The sequence below is a fragment of the Nitratidesulfovibrio sp. SRB-5 genome (genome assembly GCF_019931275.1).
GTDB lineage: Bacteria > Desulfobacterota > Desulfovibrionia > Desulfovibrionales > Desulfovibrionaceae > Cupidesulfovibrio.
Map to the genome: position 1 here is coordinate 141,264 of NZ_JAIOTY010000001.1, position 24,869 is coordinate 166,132.

Consider the following 24,869-nt stretch of genomic DNA (forward strand, 5'->3'; position numbering starts at 1 on the left):
GCCACCGCCTCCGTGTCCTGCGACCTAGTCGGGAATCATGCCCCAGTCCGGGAACGAGGCGTCACCGGCGCCCGTGGGCACCCGCTTGGCGTCGCCGCCGTGCCGGGTGATCAGGTAGATCTGCTTGGCGCCGCTGCGGGTGGAGGTGAACGCCAGAAAGTAGCTGTCGGGCGCAAAGGACGGGGTTTCGTCGGTGCCGGGGCCGAAGGTTACCTGCCGCTCCGACTGCGTGACCATGTCGTACACGAAGATGCGGTGGCCAAAGTCGGTCATGCGGGCAAAGGCGATCAGCGTGCCGTCGGGGCTGATGGACGGGGCCGTGTTGTAGTTGCCGCTGCGGCTGATGCGCGTCACCTGGCCGGTGGTCAGGTCCTTCAGGAATATCTGCGGACCGCCCAGGCGGCTGGAGCAGAAGGCCATCTTGGTGCCGGTGGCGTCGAACGAGGGCGAAACGTCGATGGAGGCGCTGTCCTCAAGCGCGCGTTCCTTCTGGAACACGTGGCTCAGCAGGAAGATGCCGGGGTTCTTGCCGGTGGAAAGGCTGACCGCCACCTTGTTGTCGGGCATGAAGGTGGGGCCGATGACGGTGTTGCCCGGAAACTTGATGCGCTGGGTCTGGCGGGTCAGGCGGTCCCACACGCCAAGGGCGTGGGTGCGGTCGTCCATGTGGCTGAACACGATGAACCGCGCGTCGGGCGACCACGACGGGGACATGGCCTCGCCGGGCAGGTTGGTGATCTGGCGCAGGTCGCGGCCGGTGGGCTTGCTGAGCCACACGTCCTTCTTGTTCTTGCCGCCCGATTTCACGAAGGCAAGGGTGGACTTGAAGAACTCGCCCCGGCCCGTCAGGGCCTTCATGAGGTCGGAGCAGAAGCGGTCGGCCACGTCGGGCAGCTGGGTTTCCTGGATGTCGTAGTAGCCTTTGCCGAACACCAGCTTGCCGGAATACGCCTCGTACACGCGCAGTTCGACGAAGGGCTTGCCGGGGGCGTCGCCCTGGGGCCAGCCCGCGGTGACCACAAGGTCGGTGCCCGCGATCTGGAAGCGCTTGAAGTCGATGTCCGGAGCCTTGTAGCTTTGCAGCACCGAACCGCCCAGGATGGCCTTGGGGTCGGTCAGGCGCAGGAACGGCAGAAAGCTCAGGTTCTCGCGGATGATTTCGTTCAGCTTCACGCCCTGCCCGGTCACCGGGGTGCCGGGGGTGGGGCCCAGCGGATCGGCAAGGGCAAGGTTCAGGCTGCCCTGGCCGGGGCCGTAGATGTCGATCTGCACGGGGCCGGCCGCAAGGGCCGGGGCCGCCAGCGCGCAGCACGCGATGAGGCACACTGCCGCCATAAGGCGGTGGATGGCATGATGCTGTCTCATCTTTTTCCGATCATTTCCTGAAGGTTGAAGGTGAGCAGAAGGTCCTGGTATTCCGGGCCGGGCGGCGGCGGCAGCATGCCGACCTTGCCCAGCGCCTTCAGGGCCGACGCGTCGAAGTCGGCCTGGCCCGAGGACTGCTCCACGTTGAAGTCCCATATCTGTCCATTGGGGGTCACCCTCGCCCGCACCCGCACCGTGAGGGGCTGGGGGGAGGTGAGGGCGGGAAACTCCCAGTGGTCCCGTACCATCATCATGACCTGTTGCGCGTACGCGGGGCCCGGCGCGGAGGCGCTGGCGCCCGCCGGTTCGGCCCCTGCCGCGCGGGCGGGGGACAGCAGCAGGACACATGCAACAATGAACAAGGCAATCAGCGCGACCGGTGATGCGTACCGTGATGCAAAAGGACATGCCGCAGGGCACGCGATGGCCGACAGCGCGATAGGGCACGCCGCAGGGGCATGGTCCGGCATCGCGCGGGGGGGCTGCTCATCGCCTGCCCATCATTTCCTGAAGGTTGAAGACGAGCACCAGGTCCTGGAATTCCGCGCTGGGCGGCGGCGGCAGTATGCCGGTCTTGCCCAGCGCCTTCAGGGTCGACGAGTCGAAGTCGGCCCGGCCCGAGGACTGTTCCACGCTGAAATCCTGTATCTGGCCGTTGGGGGCAACCTTCACCCGCACCCGCACCATGAGGTTCTCGCGGTTGGCAAGGGCGGGGAATTCCCAGTGGCTGCGCACGATCTGCATGACCTGCATGGTGTACACCCCGGCAATGCCGACGCCGCCGGAGCCTTCGCCCCCGCTGCCGTCACCGCCGCCCGCCGCGCCGCCGCCTCCTCCGCCCTTGACGGTGGCCTGCAGGGCGGACAGGGCGTTGGCCACGTCCTTGGCGCCAGCAGCGCCCGAGGTGACGCCCGCGCGGGTCTTGCCCTGTTCCGGCGCGCCGCCGGTCTTGGTCTGCACGTCGGCCAGGGCCTGCTTCAGCACGTCCTTCGGATCAGGGGCCTTCGGCGCGGGCTTGTCGTCCTTCGCGGGGGCCGCAGGCTTGGCCGGGGCAGCCGCCGTGGCGTTCTTGGAGACGTCCTTGAGCGGTTCAGGCTTGGTCTGCTTCTCGTCCTTCTTTTCGCTGATGGCCTTGGCGTCGGGCTTGGGCTCGGGCTTGGGCTCGGGTTTCGGTTCCGGCTTGGGTTCCGGTTTCGGCTCGGGCTTGGGCTCCGGCTTCGGTTCCGGCTTGGGCTCTGCCTTGGGCGCGGGTTTTTCCTGCACCTCGGGTGTGGCCACGGGCGCGGCCTTGGGCGACGACGCCGTGGGCGCGGGTGCCGGGGCGGCCTGCGGTTGCGCGGGGCCGGGCGCCGGGGCGGGCGGGGCCTTGGGTCCGCCGGGCGCGCCCAGGCTTACCAGGTCCACCTGCACCACGGGCATGTCCAGACGCACCGGCGGCGACGAGGGCCAGAAAAAGACCAGCAGCACGATGGCGCAGTGCAGGCTGAGCGACAGCAGAAAACTGGAGTAGCGCATGTCGTCCCCGGCCTACCGCGCGGCCTTGCCGCGAAGGATGTGGAACCGGACCGTGCCGTCCCTTCGTGATGACGGGCTCATTTCTTCTTCGGGTCCTCGCGTTCCGCCACGACGCCGAGCTTTTCGATGCCCGCCGCCTTGATGTGCCCCATCACGTCCACCACCACGCCGTAGGGCACGGCCTTGTCGGCCTGGAGAAAGAGCAGCTTGTTCTTCTCCTTGACCAGCCGTTGCAGGTAGCCTTCCAGTTCCTCGATGGTCACCTTGTACTCGTCGAGGTACATCACCCCGTCCTTGCGCACGGTAAGCAGCAGGTGGTCGCTGTCCGCGGGCAGCACCTGCACGGTGCGCGTCTGGGGCAGATCCACCTCGAGGCCTTCGGTCATCATGGGGGCCGTGACCATGAAGATGATGAGCAGCACCAGCATCACGTCCACGAAGGGTGTGACGTTGATTTCGGCGACGAAGCCGCCCTTGTTGCCGACGGAAGCGCCCATGGGCTAGCCCCGTTCGGTGCGGCTGGCGGGCTGGGCCGCCCCGCGATGGGCGTTGATCTCGCGTTGCACGCGGTTCAGGAACGCGCCCGCGAAGTTGACGAGCTGCACTTCTATGCTGCTGATCATGCCCAGAAAGATGTTGTAGCCCACGGTGGCGGGAATGGCCACGAACAGGCCGATGGCCGTGGCGATGAGCGCTTCGGAAATGCCGGGGGCCACGGTGGCGAGCGAGGCGCTCTTCATCTGGCCGATGGCGTGGAAGGAGTACATGATGCCCCACACCGTGCCGAACAGGCCGATGAACGGCGCGGTGTTGGCGGCGGTGGCCAGGAACGACAGCGAGGCGGAAAGGCGGGTCATTTCGTTGCCCACGCCCTGGCGCAGCGAACGGCGCACGTTGTCGGCCACCACGTCGCCCGAGCTGCCCGCCTCTTTCAGGCGGTTGAACTCGGCCACGCCCTGCTGGGCCACGTGGTACAGGGGCGAGGCGGCATCGCCGCCCAGCGACTGCACGGCCTCGCGCAGGTCGCGGGCCTTCTGGAAGCGGTCCAGGCCGTCGGCGGCCTTGCGCTGCGCGGCCTTCAGGGCAAACCATTTCTGGAACATCAACGTCCAGCTGCCGATGGACATGAGAACCAGAAGGACGAGGATGAACTTGGCCACCAGGGTGGCCTGGGCAAGAATCGAAAGAATATCCATGACGTTGGGTGTCTCCACCGGGTGTTGAGTTGTACCGTGCGGCTGGCGGGGCGCGGCTGGCCGTGGCGGGCCGGGCATGATCGTTGTCGGCCCGGCTCCATCTGGTCCGGCCGCGTCCGATTGCGCCGACCATGTTGCGCCGACCGTGTCGTGCCACGCCGTTTCGTGGGCGCGTCCGGCACCCCGCCCTCCATTTAGTCGTCTCGGGACAATGATGCAATGGGATTCAGGGGCTCCGGCGCGAAAAGGAGCGCACTTTCCGGGGGGCGGCCGCGAAGCGGCGCGGGGCGCGGCTTGCCGGGGCCCGTGCCAGCGGGGTGGCGGTAACGGTCCGTGCGCATGCGCACCGCGCGCGGGCCGCATTCAGGGGCATGGCGTGGAAGGGGAACCGCCCGCCGCATCGGCCACGACCGGTTGTGCAAGCGGACACCCGCCTGCCGCATGGGCGGCTGCACATTGTTGCAAGTGGGCCCGGCCCCGGCTACACTGCCCCGCGTATCAAAACCGGCATGCCGCCGGGCATATTTCCCTGTCACGCCTTCTCCGTCAGGAGTATCCATGCACCCCACCCATGCAGCCTGCCTGCCGACGGCGCAGCGTCGCAGGTGCCGCCTTGCGCGCACGATCCTTCTTGCCCTGATGCTGGGCGCAGCCCTGTCCGTGCCCGTGCTGGCCGCCGAGGTGGGCACGCCGGACGCCGGTGCCCCGGGGGGCATGGCCGCCGGTACGCCCTCGCCCGCGTCGGCGGACGCCCTTGGCAGGGGTGGCGAGTACGACATGCGCCGCGCCGTTGAATCCGCCCTGCGCGACAACCAGGGCGTGGTATCCGCCCGCGCCGGACGCGACGCGGCGGAAGAGGGGCGCAAGTCGGCGCGCGGGGCGTTCGGCCCGGCCGTGTCCACCTCTTACGGTTACAACCGCCTGAACGAGAAACCCCGTTCCATGTCGCGCGAACTGGACGACGACACCTACACCTGGACCGTGGGAGTCAGCCAGCCGCTGTTCACCGGGCTGCGGCTGCTGTCCACCTATCAGAAGGCCGCGCTGGAAACCGAGCGCCAGTCCCTGACGCTGGACAAGTCGCGTCTGGACCTTGCCGCGCAGGTGCAGGAGGCCTTTCTGGCCCACCTGAAGTCGGGCGAGAACGTGCGCAGCGCGCGCGACGCCCTGAGCCGCCTGCGCGAACAGGCCAAGGTGACCCGCGCCTTCTACGACGTGGGCCTGCGCCCGCGCCTGGACGTGTTGCAGGCCGAGGTGGACGTGACCAACGCCGAATCGCTGCTGATCACCGCGGAAAACAACCACGCCACCCAGCGTGCCCGGCTGAACACCCTGCTCACCCTGCCCGTGGACAGCGACACCGCCTACGTGGGCACGCTGGTGCCCGTGGGCTTCGACATGACGCTCGAACAGTGCCTGGAACGCGCCTACCGCAACCGGCCCGACGTGCGCATCGCGGGCAAGGCCGTGGAAATCGCGGGCAAGGACGTGCGCATCGCGGACAGCGGGCTGTATCCGCAGGTGTCGGCCAACTTCAACTGGGCCACCGAAGGCGACCACCCCGAAGCTTCGGGCAGCACCCTGAGCCCCACCGGGTTCAGCCAGTGGTCCACCGGGCTGAAGGCCGAGTGGAGCGTGTTCGAGTGGGGCAGGACGTGGTATTCCGGCCAGCAGGCCCGCCAGGTGGAAACCCAGGTCCGTGCCGAAGAGGCCAACCTGCGCCACGAGGTCGCCTACGAGGTGCAATCGCGCCTGCTGACCCTGACCGATTCCTCCAAGCGCATCGCGGTGGCCACCAAGGGGCTGACCCAGGCCGAGGAGGCCTATCGCGTGGCCGTGGCCCGCTATCAGGCCCAGGTGGGCACCAATACCGACGTGCTGGACGCCCAGGCCAAGCTGACCGCCGCAGAGGCGGCCCTGACCGGGGCCAAGGCCGAATACCTGGATGCGCTGTCCAAGCTGTGGGCGGCCATGGGCGAACTGAAGCCTTCCCTTACGGACGGCTAGGGCACCGCCAGCAGGGCGCAGGAGACCGGTGCCGTCGCAAGGCAGGCCGGGCAGCGGACAAGCATGCGGAACTTTTCAGGGCCGCCGGGGCAAACCCGGCGGCCCTGTTGCAAGCGCGGCCCGGAGCATGGCGGTGTGGACCATTTTTCCGTGCGGGTATTGACATGTGACCCCACAAACAGTAATCATTACCAATAAAAATGTGAGGTCCCGCATGACCCAGCCGCAACAGACTCGCATGACCAAGCAACGCATGGTCATCCTTGAAGAACTGCGCAACGTGCACAGTCACCCCACGGCGGACGAGGTGTACGGCATGGTCCGGCAGCGTCTGCCGCGCATCAGCCTGGGAACCGTGTATCGCAACCTCGACCTGCTGGCCGAATCGGGTGATATCCTGAAGCTGGAGTCGGCCGGGGCGCAGAAGCGTTTCGACGGCAACGTCACCCCCCACCAGCACGTGCGTTGCACCCAGTGCGGCCGGGTGGGCGACGTGATGGAACCCGTGCGCCTGCCCGACATTTCGGGCGCGGGGGCCCCCGGCTTCATCATCCTTTCCGGACGCATCGAGTTCGAAGGGGTGTGCGAGGCCTGCGCGTCGAAGAACTGAGCCACCGTATTTCCCATGCCCTTCCCCGCGTAGCTGACTGCATGTTCACTCTTGCGCGGGGTGGGTGGTGATTGTACGTTCGCAGCGTGCAGCCTTGTATGGCTTCGCGATGCACGACGCCCAACAACATGGTTTGAGCGCTCGATCTGTTCGGGGAAGGCGCGGTGTCCGCGTCCGGCGTGGCGTCACGGTCCGGCAGTGCCCGCCAGCCCGTCTCCGCACGGTTCGCACCGTGCACATGCCGTCCGGCATGCCGCACTCCAGACCGTCGCCCCCGAACGTCGTACCCGGCCCGTCGTTCCGGCCCGTCGTTCCGGCCCGTCGTTCCGGACGATCGTGCCATCACCATCGCATCACGGTTCCGGCGGCCTCGCCCGGCAGGCGGGGTGCCGGTTGCATTTTGCGGCGCATGTGGCCGTGCAGCCCCGCGCCATCAGGCTACCTCCCCATTCACCCGGAACATAACGCTAATTCAAGGAGCAGTCATGAAAGCCCTGAAAGGCACCAAGACCGAACGCAACATCCTGACCGCCTTTGCCGGCGAATCGCAGGCCCGCAATCGCTACGACTATTTCGGCGCCCGCGCCAAAAAGGACGGCTTCGTCCAGATTGCCGACATCTTTGCCGAAACCGCCAGCCAGGAAAAGGAACACGCCAAGCGCCTGTTCAAGTTCCTTGAAGGCGGCGAAGTGGAGATCGTGGCTGCCTTCCCGGCGGGCATCATCGGCGATACCCACGCCAACCTCATCAACTCGGCGGCGGGCGAAAACCACGAGTACACCGAAATGTACCCCTCTTTCGCGCGCATTGCCCGCGAGGAAGGCTTTGACGAGATCGCCAAGGTGTTCATGAGCATCGCCGTGGCCGAAGAATTCCATGAGCGCCGCTTCCTGGGCTTTGCCAAGAACGTCAAGGAAGCCCGCGTGTTCGTTCGCGAATCGTCCGTGGTGTGGCGCTGTCGCAACTGCGGATTCCTGCACGAGGGCAACGAAGCCCCGCACCTGTGCCCCGCCTGTGCCCACCCGCAGGCCCACTTCGAACTGCTGGGCATCAACTGGTAGATCGTTGCGCATCGGGCGCGGGCGGCATGCGGCGTGCGTGTGCCCGCGAACCGGCGCGGCCTGACCAGCATACGGGCCGAAATCCGGGGGGAAGGAGGCTCCATGGCCGATCCCAGGGACATGTGGCGTTGCCAGACCGTCAACTGCGGCTATGTCTACGACCCCGACCGGGGCGACCGGAAGGGCAAGGTGCCGCCGGGCGTCCGCTTTGAAGATTTGCCCGACACCTGGCGCTGCCCGGTGTGCGGCGGCACCAAGCGATGCTTCCGGCCCATGGCCGGGCCCGGGTCCACCGCGCAGCCCGACTGCGAACTGCCCACGGACAGGTGACGCGGGGCAAGGCCGTGGGCCGATGGTGCATGCGCACGACAAGAAAGAAGGCCCGCCGGGGAATCCCGGCGGGCCTTTCGGACAACGGACAAACCCAGACTCTTGCGGGGGAGGGACCCTTTTGGAAAAGGGTCTCCTCCCCCGGCCCCCTCCCCCCCAAAAAAACTTTTGTTTGTGTTTCCTGTGTATTACGAAAGCACAAAACATGGGGATTCAAGGGGCGGCAGCCGCTCTGCGATCGCCATCCGTAAGGCTCGCAAGCGCGCCTAACGGCTGCCGTCCTTGGCCGCCGGAGGCGTTCAAAAACAGACGTTGCCAATAGCCGCAAAGGCCCGCCGGGAAATCCCGGCGGGCCTTTGCGTGCAGTGTGACCGACAGTCGGGCGGCCTGCGTGGTGGTGGCGGCGGGTGCGCCCGTTGGCGCCACGTGCCCGCCTATTTGCCCATCTGGCGGGTGGCGAATTCCAGCATCTTGCGCGCCTCGTCGAAGTCGGGCTTCAGTTGCAGCGCTGCCGAGGCGGCCTTGGCCACCTTGTCCCACTTGCGCCAGTCCACGTACAGGCGGCCGATGTTGAAGAACAGGTTGGGGTCGCGTCCGGTGTACTGGGCGGCCTTGAAATAGTACTTTTCCGCCACGTCGAACTTGCCCATCTTGCGCAGGGCCATGCCGATGCGGTTGTACAGGTGGACGGATTCCGGGCTCTGGTCCAGGGCCTGGGCCAGATAGTCGAAGGCTTCCTCGTACCGGCCCGCCTTCAGGAACCGTTCGCCGATGTCTCCCTTCAGCGCCGGATCGTCGCTGAACTCCACCACCAGTTGCCGGAACACGTCGTTGGCGGCGTCGTAGTCCTTGCCGTCCAGCAGCTTCTGGCCGCGTTCCAGTTCGGACTGCTTGCGGGCCTCCATGGCCTTGATGTGTTCCTGCGCCTCGTTCACGGCGGCTTCGTTCACCGCCTTGACCAGTTCGCGCACGGTGTCCAGCACCTGGCGTTCCGAACCGGGCTTGTAGTCGATCCTGAGCGGAAAGACCTTGCGCAGTTCCGGGTCGTTGTCGAGGTAGGCGCAGGCGTCGGCCAGCATGCGCTCGAATTCTTCGCGCTCGGCCTTCATCAGCGGGTTTTTCAGCACCAGCACCAGCGCCTCGTGAAAGGACTGGGCGGCAGGCATCACCTTGCCCTGGCGCAGCAGGGAGCGCACCTGGGTAAGCAGTTGTCGTGCCTTGGTGAGGTCGTTGGACATGCATCGCCCCCGGAGTGGCGTGGCGCGTAAAGGGGCAAGGCCCCGTAAGCGAAGGGGCGCGGCGTGCCTGTACCGCGCCCCCCTGGGTCAAGTCGTAGAGCTGGTGGCGTGGCCCCTAGCGGCCCACGGCCTCCCGCACCATGCCCCTGAACCGGGCGAAGAAGTAGCGGCTGTCGGTGGGGCCGGGGCTTGCTTCCGGGTGGTGCTGCACGGCCAGGATGGGCCTGGTCTTGTGGGCAAACCCTTCCAGCGTGCCGTCGTTCAGGTTCACATGGGTTATTTCTACGTCGGGCACGCTCTCTATGTCCACGCAGAACCCGTGATTTTGCGAAGAGATTTCGATGTGCCCGGTCACCAGGTCCTTGACCGGGTGGTTGCACCCGTGGTGGCCGAACTTCAGCTTGTGGGTGGTGCCACCAAGGGCGTGTCCCAGCAACTGGTGGCCAAGGCAGATGCCCGCCACCGGCATGCGTTCGGTCATCACGCGGATTTCGCGCACTTCGTCGGTAAGGGTGGCCGGGTCGCCGGGGCCGTTGGACAGGAACACCGCTTCGGCGCCGCTGGCCGCCACCTGCATGGCCGTGAACGACGGCGGCACCACCAGCAGGTCGAAGCCCTGGTCGGTGAGCAGGCGCAGGATGTTCCACTTGATGCCGTAGTCGTACACCACCAGGCGCGGACCGGGGCCGGGCCAGGCGTAGGCGCCGTCTGCGGCCAGTTGCACCGGCTGGGGGCGGGTGCCGTCCCAGCGGTAGGGCGTGGCGGGGGCCACCCTGGTGACCAGGTTCTGGCCTTCCATGGTGGGCAGGGCGCGGGCGCGGCGCACCAGTTCGTCGCGGTCGTCCGTCTCGGTGGAGATGATGCCGCGCATGGCGCCGTTGATGCGCAGGTGCCGGGTAAGGGCGCGGGTGTCGATGCCCTCTATGCCCATCACCCCGTGCTGCGCCAGATAGTCGGGCAGCGACATTTTGGCCCGCCAGTTGGAGGGCGTCCTGCAACATTCCTTGACGATGAAGGCCTCCACATGGACCTTGCCGGATTCCATGTCCTCGGCCGTCACGCCGTAGTTGCCGATGAGAGGGTAGGTCATGCAGACCATCTGCCCGGCGTACGAGGGGTCCGTCAGGACCTCCTGGTAGCCCGTCATCCCGGTATTGAAGATGACCTCGCCGCCCGATTCGCCGCGACCGGTGAACGAGCGCCCCTCAAGTACGAAGCCGTCTTCCAGGGCCAGGAAAGCTCTCATCCTTCGTTCTCCCCAAGCAGGTTGATGATGATGCCGATGTCTTCGGGCCGGTCCACCCCGTGGGTACGGTAGGTGGTGGGCACGACCCGGATGGGAATGCCGTTTTCGAGCAGCCGCAGCTGCTCCAGTTTCTCGCGCCGCTCAAGGGAAGAGGGCGCCAGTTGCGTGAAGGCGCGCAACGCCTCCAGCCGGAAGGCGTACAGCCCGACATGGCCGAGGTAGGCCGGGCCGGCTGCCGCATCGCCCGCCTGCGCGCCGCCGTCCCGTGCGAAGGGAATGGCCGCGCGCGAAAAGTACAGTGCGTCGCCGTTGGCCGCCGTGACCACCTTGACCCGGTCGGGGCTGGCGGCTTCCGCCGCGTCGATGGCCATGGCCAGGGTGGCGACGCGCACCCGCGCGCCGTCCTTTGCCGCGGTGAACGGGGCCACCAGCTGGCTGAGCATGCGCGGGTCCAGCGCGGGCTCGTCGCCCTGGATGTTCACCACCACCGCGTCGTCGGGCAGCCCCGCCTTGCCGGACGATTCCAGATCACGGCCCAGCAGGCAGGCCGCCTCGTACACCCGGTCGGTGCCGCTTTCATGGTCGGGCCGGGTCATGACGAAAGGCACATCCAGCCGGTGCGCGGCCTGCGCGATGCGTTCGTCGTCCGTGGCCAGCACCACCTTGCACAGTTCCGGGCAACGGGCCGCGCGCTGGTACACATGCCAGAACATGGGCATGCCCGCGATGTCGGCCAGCGGCTTGCCGGGAAAACGGGACGAGGCGTAGCGTGCGGGAATGATGCCGTAGCAGGTGGGAAATGCCGTCATCTCGTCAGGTGGCCCTGCGGCTTGCGGTTGGGGTGCGGAGGCATTGGGGTGATGCTCCGGGCGCGAAACTTTCGGACAATAACCGAAAATATCAGGCCGGGAAAGCGTCTTGTGGAAAATGACGCATCAGTCCGGAATGGCTGACGAAAATGTAAAATGGCCGGTGTTCCCGTGTCGCGCCGCCGTCCGCCCCGTTTCGTGGCCGTCCCGCAGGGCCCCGCCCCGGCGGTTGACCGCTCTCCTCAGGTGTAGCATAACTCCGCTTCTCGCGCGGGCAAGGCCCGCCCCCCTTTTTTTGTCGCGCCGCCCCTGTTTTCGTGTTGCGAGCCGTTGCGCGCCCCCCAGGCCGCCGCCCGTGCCCGCGCCGGGTTCCATGCCCGGTCCGACAGGACGTTGCACATTCCGGGCATTCTCCATCCCGACGATCATCGGTCATCGCCATTTGACCGCCAGACCCCTTCAAGGACCATTGCCGTGAGCAGCAGACTGGAACGCGAGGCCGCGCGCCGCCGCACCTTTGCCATCATCAGCCACCCCGACGCGGGCAAGACCACCCTGACCGAAAAGCTGCTGCTGTTCGGCGGGGCCATCCAGATGGCCGGTTCGGTCAAGGCCCGCAAGGCCGCCCGGCACGCCACCTCGGACTGGATGGCCATGGAGCGCGAACGCGGCATTTCCGTGACCACCTCGGTCATGCAGTTCCCCTACCGCGACCGGGTGGTCAACCTGCTGGACACCCCCGGCCACCAGGATTTTTCGGAAGACACCTACCGCGTGCTCACCGCCGTGGACTCGGCGCTGGTGGTCATCGACGCGGCCAAGGGCGTGGAAGCCCAGACCCGCAAGCTGATGGACGTGTGCCGCATGCGCGCCACCCCGGTCATGACCTTCGTCAACAAGATGGACCGCGAGGCGTTGCACCCGCTGGACGTCATGGCCGACATCGAGCAGCACCTCCAGATCGAGTGCGCCCCCATGACCTGGCCCATCGGCATGGGCTCCAGCTTCAAGGGCACCTACGACCTCCTGCACAAGCAGCTGCACCTCTTTTCCGCCACCCACGGCGGGCGCATCCAGTCGGGCATCGTCATCCACGGCGCGGATGACCCGCAACTGGACGAGTACCTGGGCGACCAGGCCGAGCAGTTGCGCATGGACCTTGCCCTGCTGGAAGAGGCGGGCACGCCCTTCGACGAGGAACGCTACCTGAAGGGCGAGCTGACCCCGGTGTTCTTCGGCAGCGCCATCAACAACTTCGGCGTGCGCGAGATGCTGGACATGTTCGTGGAATTCGCCCCCGGCCCGCAGCCCCGGCCCGCCGCCACCCGCGTGGTGGAACCCGGCGAGGAGGCGTTCACCGGCGTGGTTTTCAAGATACAGGCCAACATGGACAAGGCCCACCGCGACCGCATGGCCTTCCTGCGCATCTGTTCCGGCACGTTCACGCGGGGCATGCGCCTGAAGCATCACCGCACCGGCAAGGACGTGACCGTGGCCAACGCCACCATCTTCATGGCGCAGGACCGCACCGGCGTTGAAGAGGCCTTTCCCGGCGACATCATCGGCATTCCCAACCACGGCACCATCAAGATCGGCGATACCTTCACCGAATCGAAGGAAGTGCTGAAGTTCGTGGGCATTCCCAACTTCGCGCCGGAGCATTTCCGCCGGGTGCGCCTGAAGAACCCGCTGAAGGCCAAGCAGTTGCAGAAGGGGCTGGAACAACTGGCCGAGGAAGGCGCGGTGCAGCTGTTCCGCCCGCTGGTGAACAACGACTACATCCTGGGCGCGGTGGGCGTGTTGCAGTTTGACGTCATCGTGGCGCGGCTGGCCGACGAGTACGGCGTGGATGCCGTGTACGAGGGCGTGAGCACGCATACGGCGCGCTGGGTGTACTGCGAGGACAAGAAGATCTTCGCGGATTTCCAGGACTATCATCGCGGCGAGCTGGCCGTGGATGCGGAGGGTGCGCTGGCGTATCTGGCGCCCAACCCGTGGCGGCTGGAATCGGCCATGGAGCGGTATCCGAAGGTTGAGTTTCGGACTACGCGCGAAATCAGCTAGTTTTTTGCGGGGGAGGGACCCTTTTGGAAAAGGGTCTCCTCCCCCGCGCCCCCTCCCCCCAAAACTTTCAATTGTCTTTAGGCACGCCCCGTGTGTTGAAAGCGGGCATTTCGGGGCAGCCCACGGTTGGTTTTGTGGTTGCGGGAGGCGTTCGGAAACGGACGTTGCCAGTCCCCAGCACGCATGAAGGCCCGGCATATGCCGGGCCTTCATGCGTGCTGGGGAAAGTGCGGGAAAAGAAAAGGGGAATGCGCGCGGGGCGCTAACGGCTATGCTGCCCCCGTGGTACCGCCCATGCCGTTGCCCGTGGCCCCTCGTTTTTCGCGGTAACGGGCCACCTGCCGTTCGATGGCCGCGAACAGGGCCTCGCGGTTCACCGGCTTGGCCACGAAGTCGTCCATGCCCTCTGCCAGGAAGCGGTCACGGTCGCCCTGCATGGCGTGGGCGGTCAGGGCGATGACCGGCACGTCGGCCCAGGCCGCCCCTTGCGCCGCCGCCTCGCGGATGCGGCGGGTGGCTTCCAGCCCGCTGACCACCGGCATCTGCACGTCCATCAGCACCACGTCGAAGGGGGGACGTTGCATGCCGCCGTCCGGCTCGGCATTGGGTCCGGCATCAGGACGGGCATCCGGTACGGCTTCAGTTCCGGCATCCGGCCCCCCGATTCCGTTAATTCCGCCGATTCCCCCTATTCCGCTGTCGGGGGAGCAGCCCCCGCGCAGGCGGTCCAGGGCCTCCTGCCCGTCGATGGCCAGGTGCACCTCGTAGCCGCGTTCCTGCAGGAAGAAGCTCAGGAATTCGCGGTTCAGGTCGTTGTCTTCCGCCAGCAGCACGCACAGGGGGCGGCCTGCTTCCTGCGCGCCCGGTTCCGCCGGTTTTGCCGGTCCCCGGTGTCCCGGCGCCACCGGTGAATCCGGATGGTCCGCCGGGCTCGGGCTGGTCAGGCGCAGGTCGGTGGGGGTGGCGGCGCCCTGCGGCGCGTCCTTGTCGATGGGCAGGGTGAACCAGAACCGGCTGCCCTGGCCGGGCGTGCTGTTCACGCCGATGTCACCGCCCTGCAAGCGCACGATGTGCCGCGAGATGGCAAGGCCCAGGCCGCTGCCGCTGTGCCGCCGGGTATGCGACCCGTCCGCCTGCGAGAAGCTTTCGAACAGCAGGGGCAGCTTGTCCGCCGTGATGCCTGGCCCGGTGTCCTGCACGGTGAAGCGCAGGCAGCCGCCGGGCCGGGGGCACTGGGCGCTGCGGCGCACGTCCACGTGCACGCTGCCGGTGTCGGTGAATTTCACGGCGTTGCCCGCCAGGTTCACCAGAATCTGGCGTAGCCGCAACGGGTCGCCCTGCAACCGGGCGGGTACGTCCGCGTCGATGTGCACGGTAAGCGACAGCCCCTTGCGCTCCGCCTGCACGGCCAGCGGCGCCAGCGCATCGCTCACGGCGGCCCGCAGGTCGTACTCCACCTGGTCCAGCCCCAGCCGTCCGGCCTCCATGCGCGAAAAGTCCAGCAGATCGTTGATCACGTGCAGCAGCCCCTCTGACACGTTGCGGATCATGGAAAGGTAGTGGCCCTGCTCGTTGTCGTGGGCGGGGAGCGCCGTGTCGTTCAGGCGTGAAAGCGCCACGTCCACGATGCCCAGGATGCCCGAAAGCGGGGTGCGCATTTCATGGCTGATGTTGGCCACGAACTGGCTCTTGAGTTCGTTGGCGCTTTCGGCTTCTTCCTTGGCCCGTTGCAGGGCCTGTTCCGCCTCGTACAGGCGGCTGATGTCCTGGAAGGCGCCGCGTGCCCGCACCGGCCTGCCGTCCGGTCCGCGCTGCACCACGGCCTTCATCTGGCCCATCATCCGCCGCCCCTTGGCCGTGCGCAGGGGGATGTTGTCCCAGAAGACGGATTCCGGTTCGTCGGCGGGTTCGGTAATCATCCGTTCGAACTGCGCGGCGTAGTCCGGGGCGTAGATATGGCAGCCTTCCAGCGGGCGGGGCAGCGGCGTGCCGGGCTCCACCTCGAGCAGGGCGTACAACCCCGTTGACCAGTAGGTGGCCACATCGTTGGCGATGTCGAAGTCGAAGCTGCCGATCCCCGCGATCTGCTGCGCTTCCTGCAACCGGGCCTCGCTGTCGCGCAGGGCCTGCTCCGCCTCGTGCAGGGGGGTGATGTCCTGAAAGGTGCCCCGGATGTGCTCTGGCAGGCCGTCCGCGCCGTGGCGGGCCATCATGTGCAGGCGGCCGAAGCCGCGCCGCCCGGTGGCGGTGACGTAGGGGAACGAGCGCAGCTCCGTGGATTCCGGCCTGTCCGCCGGGGTGGCCAGGAACGCCTCGAACCACGGGGCGGTTTCCGGGGCATGGCGGCGGAAGGCCTCGCCGGGCACCAGCGGACCGTCGTGCGGGTCCAGGTCCAGCAGGCGGAACAACCCTGGTGACCAGAAGGCCTCGCCGTCGCGCAGGTTGACGGAATAGCTGCCCATGCGGGCGATGAACTGCGCCTCGTTGAGCCGCGCCTCGCTGTCGCGCAGGGCCAGTTCCGCCTCGCGCAGGTTGGTGATGTCCTGAAAGGTGCCCTGGGCGTGCAGGGGCAGGCGATCCGGCCCGCGCGCCACCCGGCAGCGGAATTGCCCCCAGCTCTGCCGCCCCCCCAGGGTGCGGTAGGGAAAGACGCGTTGCAGTTCGGTCACCGGCTCGTCCGACATGATGGCCACGTGCTCGCGGAACCAGTCCAGCTCTTCCGGCGCGTGGATGGCGAATACCTCCGCCGGGGGCGGGGGCGGCAGCGCGGGGTCGTGGCCGAGCATCTCGTACAGCCCGGCGGACCATACGAACGCCCCGGTGTCCATGTGCAGTTCGAAGCTGCCCATGCGGGCGATCTGCTGCGCCTCCTGCAGGCGGGCCTCGCTGTGGCGCAGGGCCATGCGGGCCGCCTCGCGCTGGGTGATGTCCTGCAACACGGCCATGCACCGGGCGGGCATGCCGGTTTCGCGGTCTTCGTGCAGGGGGCGCAGGCGCACCTCGTGGATGCGTTCGTCCACGGCCATGGTGAAGGTTACCTCGGTACCCGCCAGCGCCAGTTGCAACTGCTCCTCGAAGGGCAGCGCCACCTGCGGGGGCAGCACGCCGGAGGGGAGGGCGCCCTCTATCCGTTGGCGGGGCGCCAGCAGCCCGGCCAGGCCCAGCCCGTCGGCCAGCAGACAGCGCATGTCCCCGTCAAAGAGCATGATTGCGCCGCCGGGGTAGTTTTCGGCCAGGGTGCGGTAGCGGGCCTCGCTGCGGCGCAGCGCGGTCTCCGCCTCCAGCCGCTGGCCGCGCTGGCGGCTGGCCGACCAGGCCAGCAGCGAGACGGCCATGCACAGGGTCAGGGTCATGCCCACGTTGGCCATCGTCTGCCTGCGCCATCCGGACAGCACCAGGTCCAGCGGGGTGTGCATGGTCATGCGGAAGGGAAAATCGCGCAGTTGGTGCACCGCCACCAGCGCGTCGTCCGTTTCGACGATGCGCAGGCCGGAAACGCCGATGCCCTTGTCGGGCATGTCGTCGAAGGAGGTGCCGTCCAAAGATGGCGATGCTTCCGGGGGCAGGGCGGGAGAAGGGGCCGAGCCGTCCCCCGACATGCCCTGCGGGGCGCCCCGTACGCTGTCGGGCGGCGCATCGGGCCTGGCATCGGGCTCGCCTTCCGGCCAGGCCCCGCTGGCCGCGGCCACCGAGGCGCGCACGCAGGCCGGGTCTGCGCCGGGCGGCCAGACCACCAGGGGGGAGGCGTCCTCGTCGAGCAACGCGGAGCATTCCGCTTCGTCGGGGTCGTAGTCCTGGTAGCGGTCGTGGAAGGATACCGGATTGACCAGGGCCACCACCACTCCGGCAAAGCTGCCGTCCGGCCCGGAGATGCGGCGGCTCAGCAGCATCCGGGGCGGCGTGTTGCCGTGCACGCCAGTGAGCGGCGACGGCAGCCGCAGCAGGTTGAAATCGCGCAGCAGGTCGCGGTGGGCGGGCAGCACCACGCGGTGCAACTGGGGGATGGCGGCGGTGGGCAGGGGGGCGGTGGCCGCAAGCACCTGCCCGTCTGGGGCGAGCAGGGCCAGTTCCAGTGCATTGGGACGCAGCAGGTCCAGCCGCTGGCGCAGCATGGCGTCGAGCGCGGGGGGGGCGGGAGTGGCGTGCTCGGGCACGCTGCCGGACATATCGGAGGCCAGGGCCGCCAGCGTGAGGTCCATGGTCTGGAGCAGCCCGCCCACGTGCTCGCCCATCAGCCGCAGTTGCCCCTCCAGCCGCAGCCGGGCCATGTCCATGTGGCGTTCGCGTTCACGCAGCACGTGGGTGGCGCTGGTTACCACCACCGCCGCCAGCACCACCAGCAGCACCCAGCCGAGCATGCTGTCGCCCAGGCGGCCCGGGGGGATGCGCAGGCGCGTTCCGTCCCCCTGCGGGGCAGCGGGCTGTTGGAGGGGGGGCGATCCCTCGGGCGGTGGTGCGGGGGCGTCAGCCATGGCTGCGCCCGGTGGGGGGAGCAGGGGACGATGATGGCGGGGCGGCGGCGCTGGCCGTATCCGTGGGGCCGTCCCGACCCGCGACGCCCCTTGCGACGGCCTCCGCGACCTGTCCGCCAGTCAGGCCGCCAGTCAGGCCGCCGGTCTGCTCACCAGTCAGGCAACCGGTCTGGCCCGCATCGGGCGCGGGGACCCTGCCGGCATCGGGCAGGGGAGAGGCGGGAGTGTCCACGGGCAGGGCCATCAGTGCCTCGGTGTCCTCGAACAGTCGTTCAAGGATGGAATTGGAAACCAGCATGCCGCTGCGGGTCAGCCGCAGGTAGCCGTCGCGGATGCGCAGCAGCCCTTCGCGGTGCAGCAGATGCACCAGCCGCTTGTGGTCACGCAGAAAGTCGCGCCCGGTCAGTTCGCGGTAGGCCTTTACCCGCAGCCCGCGCGCCGTGCGCAGCCGCAGCATGATGAGTTCCAGCACCCGCGTCTGCGGGGTCAGCCGCTCGGCCTCGGTGCCCACGCGCCCCTCGTCCACCTGGCGGGTCCATGCGGCGTGGTCCTCCGGGTTGTTCCAGCGCAGGCCCCCCAGCGTGGACGCCGCCGACGGGCCGAGGCCAAGGTAGTCCTCGCCTTCCCAATAGCCCAAATTGTGACGGCACTGGAAGCCCATGCGGGCGAAATTGGAAATTTCGTAGTGGATGTAGCCTTCGGTTTCCAGCAGTTCCGCCCCGTCCATGAACATGGCGGCCTGGGCGCGCTCCGGGGGCAGGTCCAGCCTGCCGGTGGCGCAGTCGTCCTCCAGCGGCGTGCCCGGCTCCAGGGTCAGCCCGTAGCAGGACAGGTGGTCGGGCCGCAGCCGCACCACCTCTTTCAGCTGCTGCATCCATTGGCGCAGGGTCTGGCCGGGCAGGCCCCAGATCAGGTCCATGCCCACGTTCTGGAAGCCCGCCGCGCGCACGGCGCGGAACGCATCCAGCGCCTCTCGGGCCCGGTGCGGCCTGCCCAGGGTGTGCAGCATGGCGTCGTCCAGACACTGCACGCCCATGGAAAGCCGGTTCACCCCCACCTTCAGCAGGGTGCGCAGTTCCGACGGGCGGGTCAGCGATTCCGGATTGGCCTCCATGCTGATTTCCGCGCCCGGCTGCACCGCGAAGGCCTTGCCCACCCGGTCCAGAATGGTGCCGATGGTGCGCGCGGGCAGCAGGCTGGGCGTGCCACCGCCAAAGAAGATCGAGGTCACCGGCACGGCGCCCATGCGGTCGCCCCACAGGGCCAGTTCGCGCAGCAGCGTTTCCACGTAGTCGCGCACGACCGACGCCGCCCCCATCTCCAGCGAGTGGAAGGCGCAGTACCGGCATTTGCGGCGGCAGAAAGGTACGTGGATGTACAGCAGCATGGTGGTGTGGCTTGAAGATGACGGGGCGCTGCCCCGTACCCCGCAAGGGGGCCGCGCGCCTTGCGATCGCCATCCGTAATGTTCGCGCGTTGCGCTCACATAACGGTTGCCGTCCCCTTGACCCCTTTTGCCGCCAGCCCCCGCACTGCGTGCGGAATCTGGCGGATACGGGGTGCGCTTCAGTAGCCCCCTACTAAAAAGTTTGGGGGGATGGGGGTACGGGGGAAGGAGACCCTTTTCAAAGGGTCCCTTCCCCCGAGAGTTTTTACATATTTTTCAATTCTTCTTTCGTGCCAGTAACCCGTGCGAAGTCGCGGGCGAAGCGTTCGGCCTCGCTGTACAGGCAGCCGCAATAGTTCTGGCGGTGGATGCCCCATTCTTTGGACGTGTCGATGCCTTCCTGCCAGCCGGAGCGGAAGTCGCGGTACAGGAAGGGCACGGAGCCGTCCGGACTGGCGGCGGCGATACCGTGTCCCACCTCGGCGATCATGTCGTGGCGTTGGCGGCGCGAGTAGAGCAGGCTGGTGGTGAAGGCGTCGTACCCGCCGCGCGCGGCGATGGCGTGGGTGCGGTCAAGGCGGGTGGCGTAGCACACCCGGCAGCGCACGCCGGGTTGTTCGCGCCAGGCCATCTGGCGCATCCAGGCGGCGGGGTCGTACTCGGCGTCGCGCCAGATGACGGGCAGGTCGAGCCGCCGCGAGACCTCAAGCATGGCCTCGCGGCGGCGCAGGTATTCCTGCACGGGGTGGATGTTGGGGTTCAGGAACAGGGCCGTGACCTCGTGTCCCTCGTCGCGCAGCATCCGCACCGTGGCGATGGAGCACGGCCCGCAGCAGGCGTGCAGCAGGACGCGCATGGCGTTACCGGGCGGGCCTGATGTCGAGATGCACGCCGAACTGGCGTTCCAGGTCGAGCAGGCGTTCGCGCTTGTGGTTCAGCAGGTGCATGGCAAGCTCTGCCCCGGTCTCGAAGACGAAGGTGGGCGTGCCGTGCGGCAGCGAGCGCAGCTGGCGGTGGATTTCGCGCAGGGCCTGCAACGACTGCCATTCCATGTTGCGGCGCAGGCCGGAACCCTTGCAGCAGGGGCAGGTTTCCATGGTGATGGACAGCGCGGACGAGCCGGTGCGCTGGCGCACCACCTGAAGCAGGCCGAAGCGGCTCATCTTGCCCACGTCGTGGCGGGCGCGGTCGTTCTTCATGGCGTTGCGCAGGGTCTTTTCCACCTCGCGCCAGTGGTTGCGGTCGCGCATTTCGATGAAGTCGATGACCACCTGCCCGCCGATGTCGCGCAGCTTGAGCTGCTGGGCGACGGTTTCGGCGGCTTCCATGTTGGTGCGCAGGGCCATGGATTCGAAATTGGTCTTGCCCGAGATCTTGCCCGAGTTGATGTCGATGGCCATCAGCGCCTCGGTCTGGTCGAACACCAGCCGTCCGCCGGAGGGCAGGGTAACCTCGCGCGAGTAGATCTGCTCCAGCTGGCGCTGGATGCCGAAGCGTTCCCACAGGGTGCGCGACTGCTGGTCCTTGTAGACCTTGACCAGGCTTCCCTTGCGCGGGAACAGCAGCGAGGCGTAGTCCTCGATGAGCTGCGCGGTGTGCTCGTCGTCCACCCACACCTCGGCCACGTCGTCGCTGAGGTAGTCGCGCACGGCGCGAGAGGCCAGGTCCGGCTCCTTGTAGATCAGGCAGGGGGCCGATTCCTCGGTGCCCTTCTTGCGGATGTCCTTCCACAGGCGCTTCAGGAATTGCAGGTCGCGTTGCAGGGTGGTCTTGCTGGTGCCCGCGCTTACGGTGCGCACGATGACGCCAAGGCCGGGGCCGGGGTTCAGGCCTTCCAGCATCTCGCGCAGGCGGCCGCGTTCCTCGTCGTCCTCGACCTTGCGGGAAACGCCGATCTGCTCGCGACCGGGGGTGAGCACCAGGAAACGGCCCGGCATGGACAGGTAGGTGGTCAGGAACGCGCCCTTGCTGCCGGTGGGTTCCTTCACCACCTGCACCAGCACCTCCTGCCCGGCCTTCAGCACCTTCTGCATCAGCGGGTACTTCTTGCCCTTGGTGGCGTCGTGCGGGGTGTTGTAATATTCGGGGTGCACCTCGTCGATCTGGAGAAAGCCGTTCTTGTCGGCCCCGTAGTTGACGAAGGCAGCCTGGAGGTTGGTGTCGACGTTGTTGATGATGCCGCGGTAGATGTTGCCCTTGGTCTTGGCCTGGTGGACCATCTCCACGTAGTATTCCTTGACCTGGTTCTCTTTCGCGCCTTCCTCGGCAAGGGCGACTTCCACCTGCTCGCCGGGCAGCACGCTGATGAACATCCTCAGCTTGCTCTTTTTCGTTGTCATGCAGTCCTCTGCGGAAAAAAGTGTAAAATTTCAAAAAATTTGCAACACGTTGCCGTGCCTGCGGCGCGTCCGTGCGGATTCCCGGGGGATTCCGCGCGGGGTGCGCAGCGCAACCGGAGCGGTGCGGACGCGGGGTGCGCGTCTCTTCCCGGAGCCGGGCGGGACTGGTCTGAACCGGGCGCGCGTCGGCGCGCATCGGTGCGTCCCGCTTTTTCCGGGTCGGGCGTTGTGTTGCCCGTGCACTTCCGGTGCGGCGGAATGCCGTTCTGCGGCATTCCCTGCGGTGGCCCGTCTTGCGACACCCCCGGTCGGGGGTATCCCGGACGGGGGCCCCCAGACAGGGGCGGGGCCGTTGCGTCGCCGCGACAGCGGCCGCCCGGCGCTACCCGTTGCGGGGTGAGCGCCCGGCGTGGAAAATTTCGCCATCCGTATCGCGCGGCAGGGCCGTTTCGGCCACGGGGGCGCATGCGCCCCGCGCCGTCAGCCCGTCCAGCGCCTTCCGCACCGCGTCCAGCGGGGCCCCCAGGGCCTTCGCCAGTTGCGGCGCGGTCTGCGGCCTGCGCGTTACGGAGCGCAGCACCGCCTCTTGCAGGGCCTCCGTGTCCATGGTCAGGGAGACGTGGGGCACGGGGGCTTGCGCGTTCGTCGCATTCGCCGCACGGCGGGAACCGTCATCCGGTGTCGTCGCCGTGGGGCCGTGGCCAGCCGGTGCCGTTGGCGGGCACCCGGCTGCCGTGTTCAGTTCGTCGCTCCAGCGGGCCAGCACGTCCCTGTCCACGGGCAGGGCGCGCGGGCTTGCGCCCGGTCGCGACAGGGTGGTCACGTCCACCCGGTGGGGGGCCAGTTGGCGCACGTAGTCACGCAACAGGGCGAGGTTTTCCGCCGTGTCGTTGATGCCGCGCGCAAGCAGCACCTCCAGGTAAATCCGCCCGCCGAACCCGCGCGCGAACCCCAGCAGGCCGTCAGCCACGCCGCGCGCGGTCACGCCCTTGCACGGGCGGTTCAGCACGCGGAATTCCGATTCGACCAGCGAATCCAGCGAGGGCAGCGCCACGTCCGCCCCGGCAAGGTCGGCGCGCACGTCGTCCCGGTGGAGCAGGGTGGAGTTGGTCAGCACCGCCACGGGCACACCGGGCAGGATGTCCCGGCAGCCCGCGATGATGCGGGCAAGGTCGCTGTTCAGGCAGGGTTCGCCTGAGCCGCCCAGCGTCACATGGTCAAGCCGGACGGAAGCCGGTGACGCGGAAGGCGTCCGGCAATCCGGCGTGGCGCCATGCTTCGCCGCCTCGGCGTCGCGCCAGCGGGCCAGTTCGTCCAGCAGCACGGAGGCCGGGACATAGGGAGCCCGCTCGCAGGTGTGCACGTCGGTCGCGCCCACCTCGCAGTACAGACAGTCCATGGAACACACCCGCCCGCCAAGCAGGTCGAGGCCGAGCGAACGACCAAGGCGGCCTGAGACCACCGGACCGAACACGTGGGCAAGGGGCATGCTGTCCAGAAAAACGTCCTTGTGCGAGAATGCGTGCGGATGCCGGATGCACGGCGCGGCATGGGCCGCACCTTTCACCGTGGGGTGCATCAAAACGGGTTTTCAGGAAAAAAGCAAGCGGGGGCGGGAAACCGGTGGGGTTCTCTGACCTTTTTGCAGCGCCCCGGCTGTGGCGCAGGGGCAGGAAAGCGCACTAGCACGGGCGTGTCCGGCCGTCCATTGTAATGTTGCAGGTCCCGGCGGCGTCTGCGCACGGCCCTGCATCGCGGGGGTGGGCCAGCCGCTGGGCCCGGGTACACGTGCGGAGCCGCGCGGTGCGGCCCCCTTGTCCCGGACGGTGCCCCACTCGCCCCGTGGCGTGCCCAGGCCCGCCCATTCGCCAATTCGGCCAGTCCGGCCAGTTCGGCCAACCCCGCCCGTTCGCCAATTCGGCCAGCCGCGCCGCTTCTTGACACCGCCCCCCTGTCCCGGTAGGCCCTTCGTTCCATAGGGCCGGGACCGGGTCTGCCATTGGCGGCGGGCACGGCCCCGGGCGCGCGCACGGCGCGCGCCGCCCGGCTTTGCGCGTGCGGGCCGGTTGCCGCAGAACCCTCAGGAGGAATTCCCATGCCCGCATACGGAGATCTGGTCATTCTGCAAAGCCCGCGCGGCAAGCGCTACCTGCGCCGCGTCGAAGAGGGCAACGACCTGCACTGCCAGGAAGGCGTGCTGCCCATGGCCGATCTGGCCGCCGCCGAGTACGGCACCGAAATCCGCACCCGGCAGGGCGTGCCCTTTCGCGTGCAGCGCCCCACCATCACCGACCTGGTCAAGGGCGTGAAGCGCCAGACCCAGATCATCTATCCCAAGGATATCGCCTATATCTGCATGCGCCTTGGCGTGGGTCCGGGCCGCACCATCATCGAGGCTGGCTCCGGCTCCGGCAGCCTGACCGTGGCGCTTTCGTGGTTTTCCGGCCCCACGGGCCGCGTCTGCACCTACGAGGCGCGCGAGGAATTCTACAAGCTCTGCCGCCGCAACCTCGACTGGGCAGGCGTGGGCCAGAACGTCACCCAGTTCAACCGCGACATCATTGACGGCTTCGAGCAGACCGACGCCGACGCCCTGTTCCTGGATGTGCGCACCCCGTGGGACTACCTGCACCACGTGGTCCGCGCCGTGAAGCCGGGCGCCGCCCTGGGCTTCCTTGTGCCCACCGTGGACCAGGTGTCCAAGCTGCTGCACGGCATGGAAACCGGGCCCTTCGACGACATCGAGGTCTGCGAGATCCTGATCCGCCGCTGGAAGCCCGTGGCCGACCGCCTGCGCCCCGAAGACCGCATGATCGCCCACACCGGGTTCCTCATCTTTGCCCGGCATCAGGAACGCTCCGAGGAATGGGATTCGTTCCGCACCTTGGGCACCCGCGAACGCAAGCAGGAAGCCGCCCGCCAGGAACGCCTGGCCGCCGCGCGCGGCAATGCGGACGCCGTTGCCAGCGATGACGCCGGGTTTGAAGAATAACATCAGGCTATAACGGGGGAGGGGCACCCTTTGGAAAGGGTGGCCCCTCCCTCGTACCCCCGCTTTGCTGTCGCCATCCGTAAGGTTCGTGCAAGCGCTCACCTAACGGATGCCGCTCCCCTCCTAAACTTTTTAGTTGGGTGGTGATTTGCGCAGGCTGGCATGTGTTGCTATCTGCATGTCACCCCAATTGAAAAGCTTTGAAGGGATGGAGGGGGGTGCGGGGGGAGGAAGGGGA

General features: G+C 67.7%; 19 protein-coding genes. 6 read left to right on the top strand and 13 right to left on the bottom strand.

The window, feature by feature from the left end; all coding sequences use genetic code 11:
• Positions 1-24: 24 nt before the first annotated feature.
• From tolB to tolQ, 5 genes are all read right to left on the bottom strand, one after another.
• A complete protein-coding gene (gene tolB, locus K6142_RS00495) occupies positions 25-1,365 on the bottom strand; it encodes a Tol-Pal system beta propeller repeat protein TolB (protein WP_190244945.1) in 1,341 nt (446 codons plus the stop codon).
• Positions 1,362-1,835, bottom strand: a complete 474-nt coding sequence (locus K6142_RS00500) for an energy transducer TonB (RefSeq protein ID WP_190244944.1) — start codon at positions 1,833-1,835, stop codon at positions 1,362-1,364. Before K6142_RS00500 ends, tolB begins: the two co-directional genes overlap by 4 nt.
• A 16-nt stretch (positions 1,836-1,851) precedes the next feature.
• Positions 1,852-2,880, bottom strand: a complete 1,029-nt coding sequence (tolA, locus tag K6142_RS00505) for a cell envelope integrity protein TolA (RefSeq protein ID WP_190244943.1) — start codon at positions 2,878-2,880, stop codon at positions 1,852-1,854.
• 77 nt (positions 2,881-2,957) lie between these two features.
• Positions 2,958-3,377 carry a protein TolR gene (gene tolR / locus K6142_RS00510; protein WP_007526107.1) on the bottom strand — a complete coding sequence of 140 codons (420 nt, stop codon included), beginning with the start codon at positions 3,375-3,377 and terminating at the stop codon, positions 2,958-2,960.
• Between the two features lie 3 nt (positions 3,378-3,380).
• Positions 3,381-4,076, bottom strand: a complete 696-nt coding sequence (gene tolQ, locus K6142_RS00515; protein ID WP_015945997.1) for a protein TolQ — start codon at positions 4,074-4,076, stop codon at positions 3,381-3,383.
• Positions 4,077-4,634: 558 nt separating this feature from the next.
• Between tolQ and K6142_RS00520 the strand changes: the two genes are divergently transcribed.
• The 4 genes from K6142_RS00520 to K6142_RS00535 all read left to right on the top strand — a co-directional run bounded on the left by K6142_RS00520 (position 4,635) and on the right by K6142_RS00535 (position 8,084).
• Positions 4,635-6,083, top strand: coding sequence for a TolC family protein (locus K6142_RS00520; protein ID WP_190244942.1), 1,449 nt, complete (start codon positions 4,635-4,637; stop codon positions 6,081-6,083).
• Between the two features lie 214 nt (positions 6,084-6,297).
• Complete coding sequence (locus tag K6142_RS00525) at positions 6,298-6,693, top strand: Fur family transcriptional regulator (RefSeq protein ID WP_190244941.1); 396 nt, start codon at positions 6,298-6,300, stop codon at positions 6,691-6,693.
• A gap of 485 nt (positions 6,694-7,178) precedes the next feature.
• A complete protein-coding gene (gene rbr / locus K6142_RS00530) occupies positions 7,179-7,754 on the top strand; it encodes a rubrerythrin (protein ID WP_190244940.1) in 576 nt (191 codons plus the stop codon).
• A 102-nt stretch (positions 7,755-7,856) separates the two neighbouring features.
• Entirely contained in the window at positions 7,857-8,084 is a 228-nt protein-coding gene (locus K6142_RS00535; protein ID WP_190244939.1) for a rubredoxin, read from the top strand.
• Between the two features lie 434 nt (positions 8,085-8,518).
• Here K6142_RS00535 and K6142_RS00540 read toward each other — a convergent pair whose 3' ends face one another.
• The 3 genes from K6142_RS00540 to kdsB all read right to left on the bottom strand — a co-directional run bounded on the left by K6142_RS00540 (position 8,519) and on the right by kdsB (position 11,377).
• Positions 8,519-9,322, bottom strand: a complete 804-nt coding sequence (locus K6142_RS00540; protein ID WP_190244938.1) for a tetratricopeptide repeat protein — start codon at positions 9,320-9,322, stop codon at positions 8,519-8,521.
• Between the two features lie 115 nt (positions 9,323-9,437).
• Entirely contained in the window at positions 9,438-10,568 is a 1,131-nt protein-coding gene (gene carA / locus K6142_RS00545) for a glutamine-hydrolyzing carbamoyl-phosphate synthase small subunit (protein WP_190244937.1), read from the bottom strand.
• Complete coding sequence (gene kdsB, locus K6142_RS00550) at positions 10,565-11,377, bottom strand: 3-deoxy-manno-octulosonate cytidylyltransferase (protein WP_190244936.1); 813 nt, start codon at positions 11,375-11,377, stop codon at positions 10,565-10,567. Before kdsB ends, carA begins: the two co-directional genes overlap by 4 nt.
• A gap of 474 nt (positions 11,378-11,851) precedes the next feature.
• Here kdsB and K6142_RS00555 point away from each other — a divergent pair, with 474 nt between their 5' ends.
• A complete protein-coding gene (locus tag K6142_RS00555; protein ID WP_015946005.1) occupies positions 11,852-13,441 on the top strand; it encodes a peptide chain release factor 3 in 1,590 nt (529 codons plus the stop codon).
• A 269-nt stretch (positions 13,442-13,710) separates the two neighbouring features.
• On the opposite strand, the gene K6142_RS00560 is transcribed toward K6142_RS00555, so the two are convergent.
• From K6142_RS00560 to K6142_RS00580, 5 genes are all read right to left on the bottom strand, one after another.
• A complete protein-coding gene (locus K6142_RS00560) occupies positions 13,711-17,913 on the bottom strand; it encodes an ATP-binding protein (RefSeq protein WP_190244935.1) in 4,203 nt (1,400 codons plus the stop codon).
• On the bottom strand, positions 17,906-19,300 hold the full coding sequence (gene hemW, locus K6142_RS00565; protein ID WP_190244934.1) for a radical SAM family heme chaperone HemW: 1,395 nt from the start codon (positions 19,298-19,300) through the stop codon (positions 17,906-17,908). The genes K6142_RS00560 and hemW overlap by 8 nt, the downstream gene beginning before the upstream one ends.
• Positions 19,301-19,565: 265 nt before the next feature.
• Entirely contained in the window at positions 19,566-20,156 is a 591-nt protein-coding gene (locus K6142_RS00570) for an epoxyqueuosine reductase QueH (RefSeq protein ID WP_190244933.1), read from the bottom strand.
• Positions 20,157-20,160: 4 nt separating this feature from the next.
• A complete protein-coding gene (locus tag K6142_RS00575; protein ID WP_190244932.1) occupies positions 20,161-21,639 on the bottom strand; it encodes an Rne/Rng family ribonuclease in 1,479 nt (492 codons plus the stop codon).
• A gap of 382 nt (positions 21,640-22,021) precedes the next feature.
• Positions 22,022-23,128, bottom strand: coding sequence for a radical SAM protein (locus K6142_RS00580; RefSeq protein WP_190244931.1), 1,107 nt, complete (start codon positions 23,126-23,128; stop codon positions 22,022-22,024).
• Positions 23,129-23,734: 606 nt separating this feature from the next.
• Between K6142_RS00580 and K6142_RS00585 the strand changes: the two genes are divergently transcribed.
• Positions 23,735-24,631, top strand: a complete 897-nt coding sequence (locus tag K6142_RS00585; protein ID WP_190244930.1) for a tRNA (adenine-N1)-methyltransferase — start codon at positions 23,735-23,737, stop codon at positions 24,629-24,631.
• Positions 24,632-24,869 lie beyond the last annotated feature (238 nt).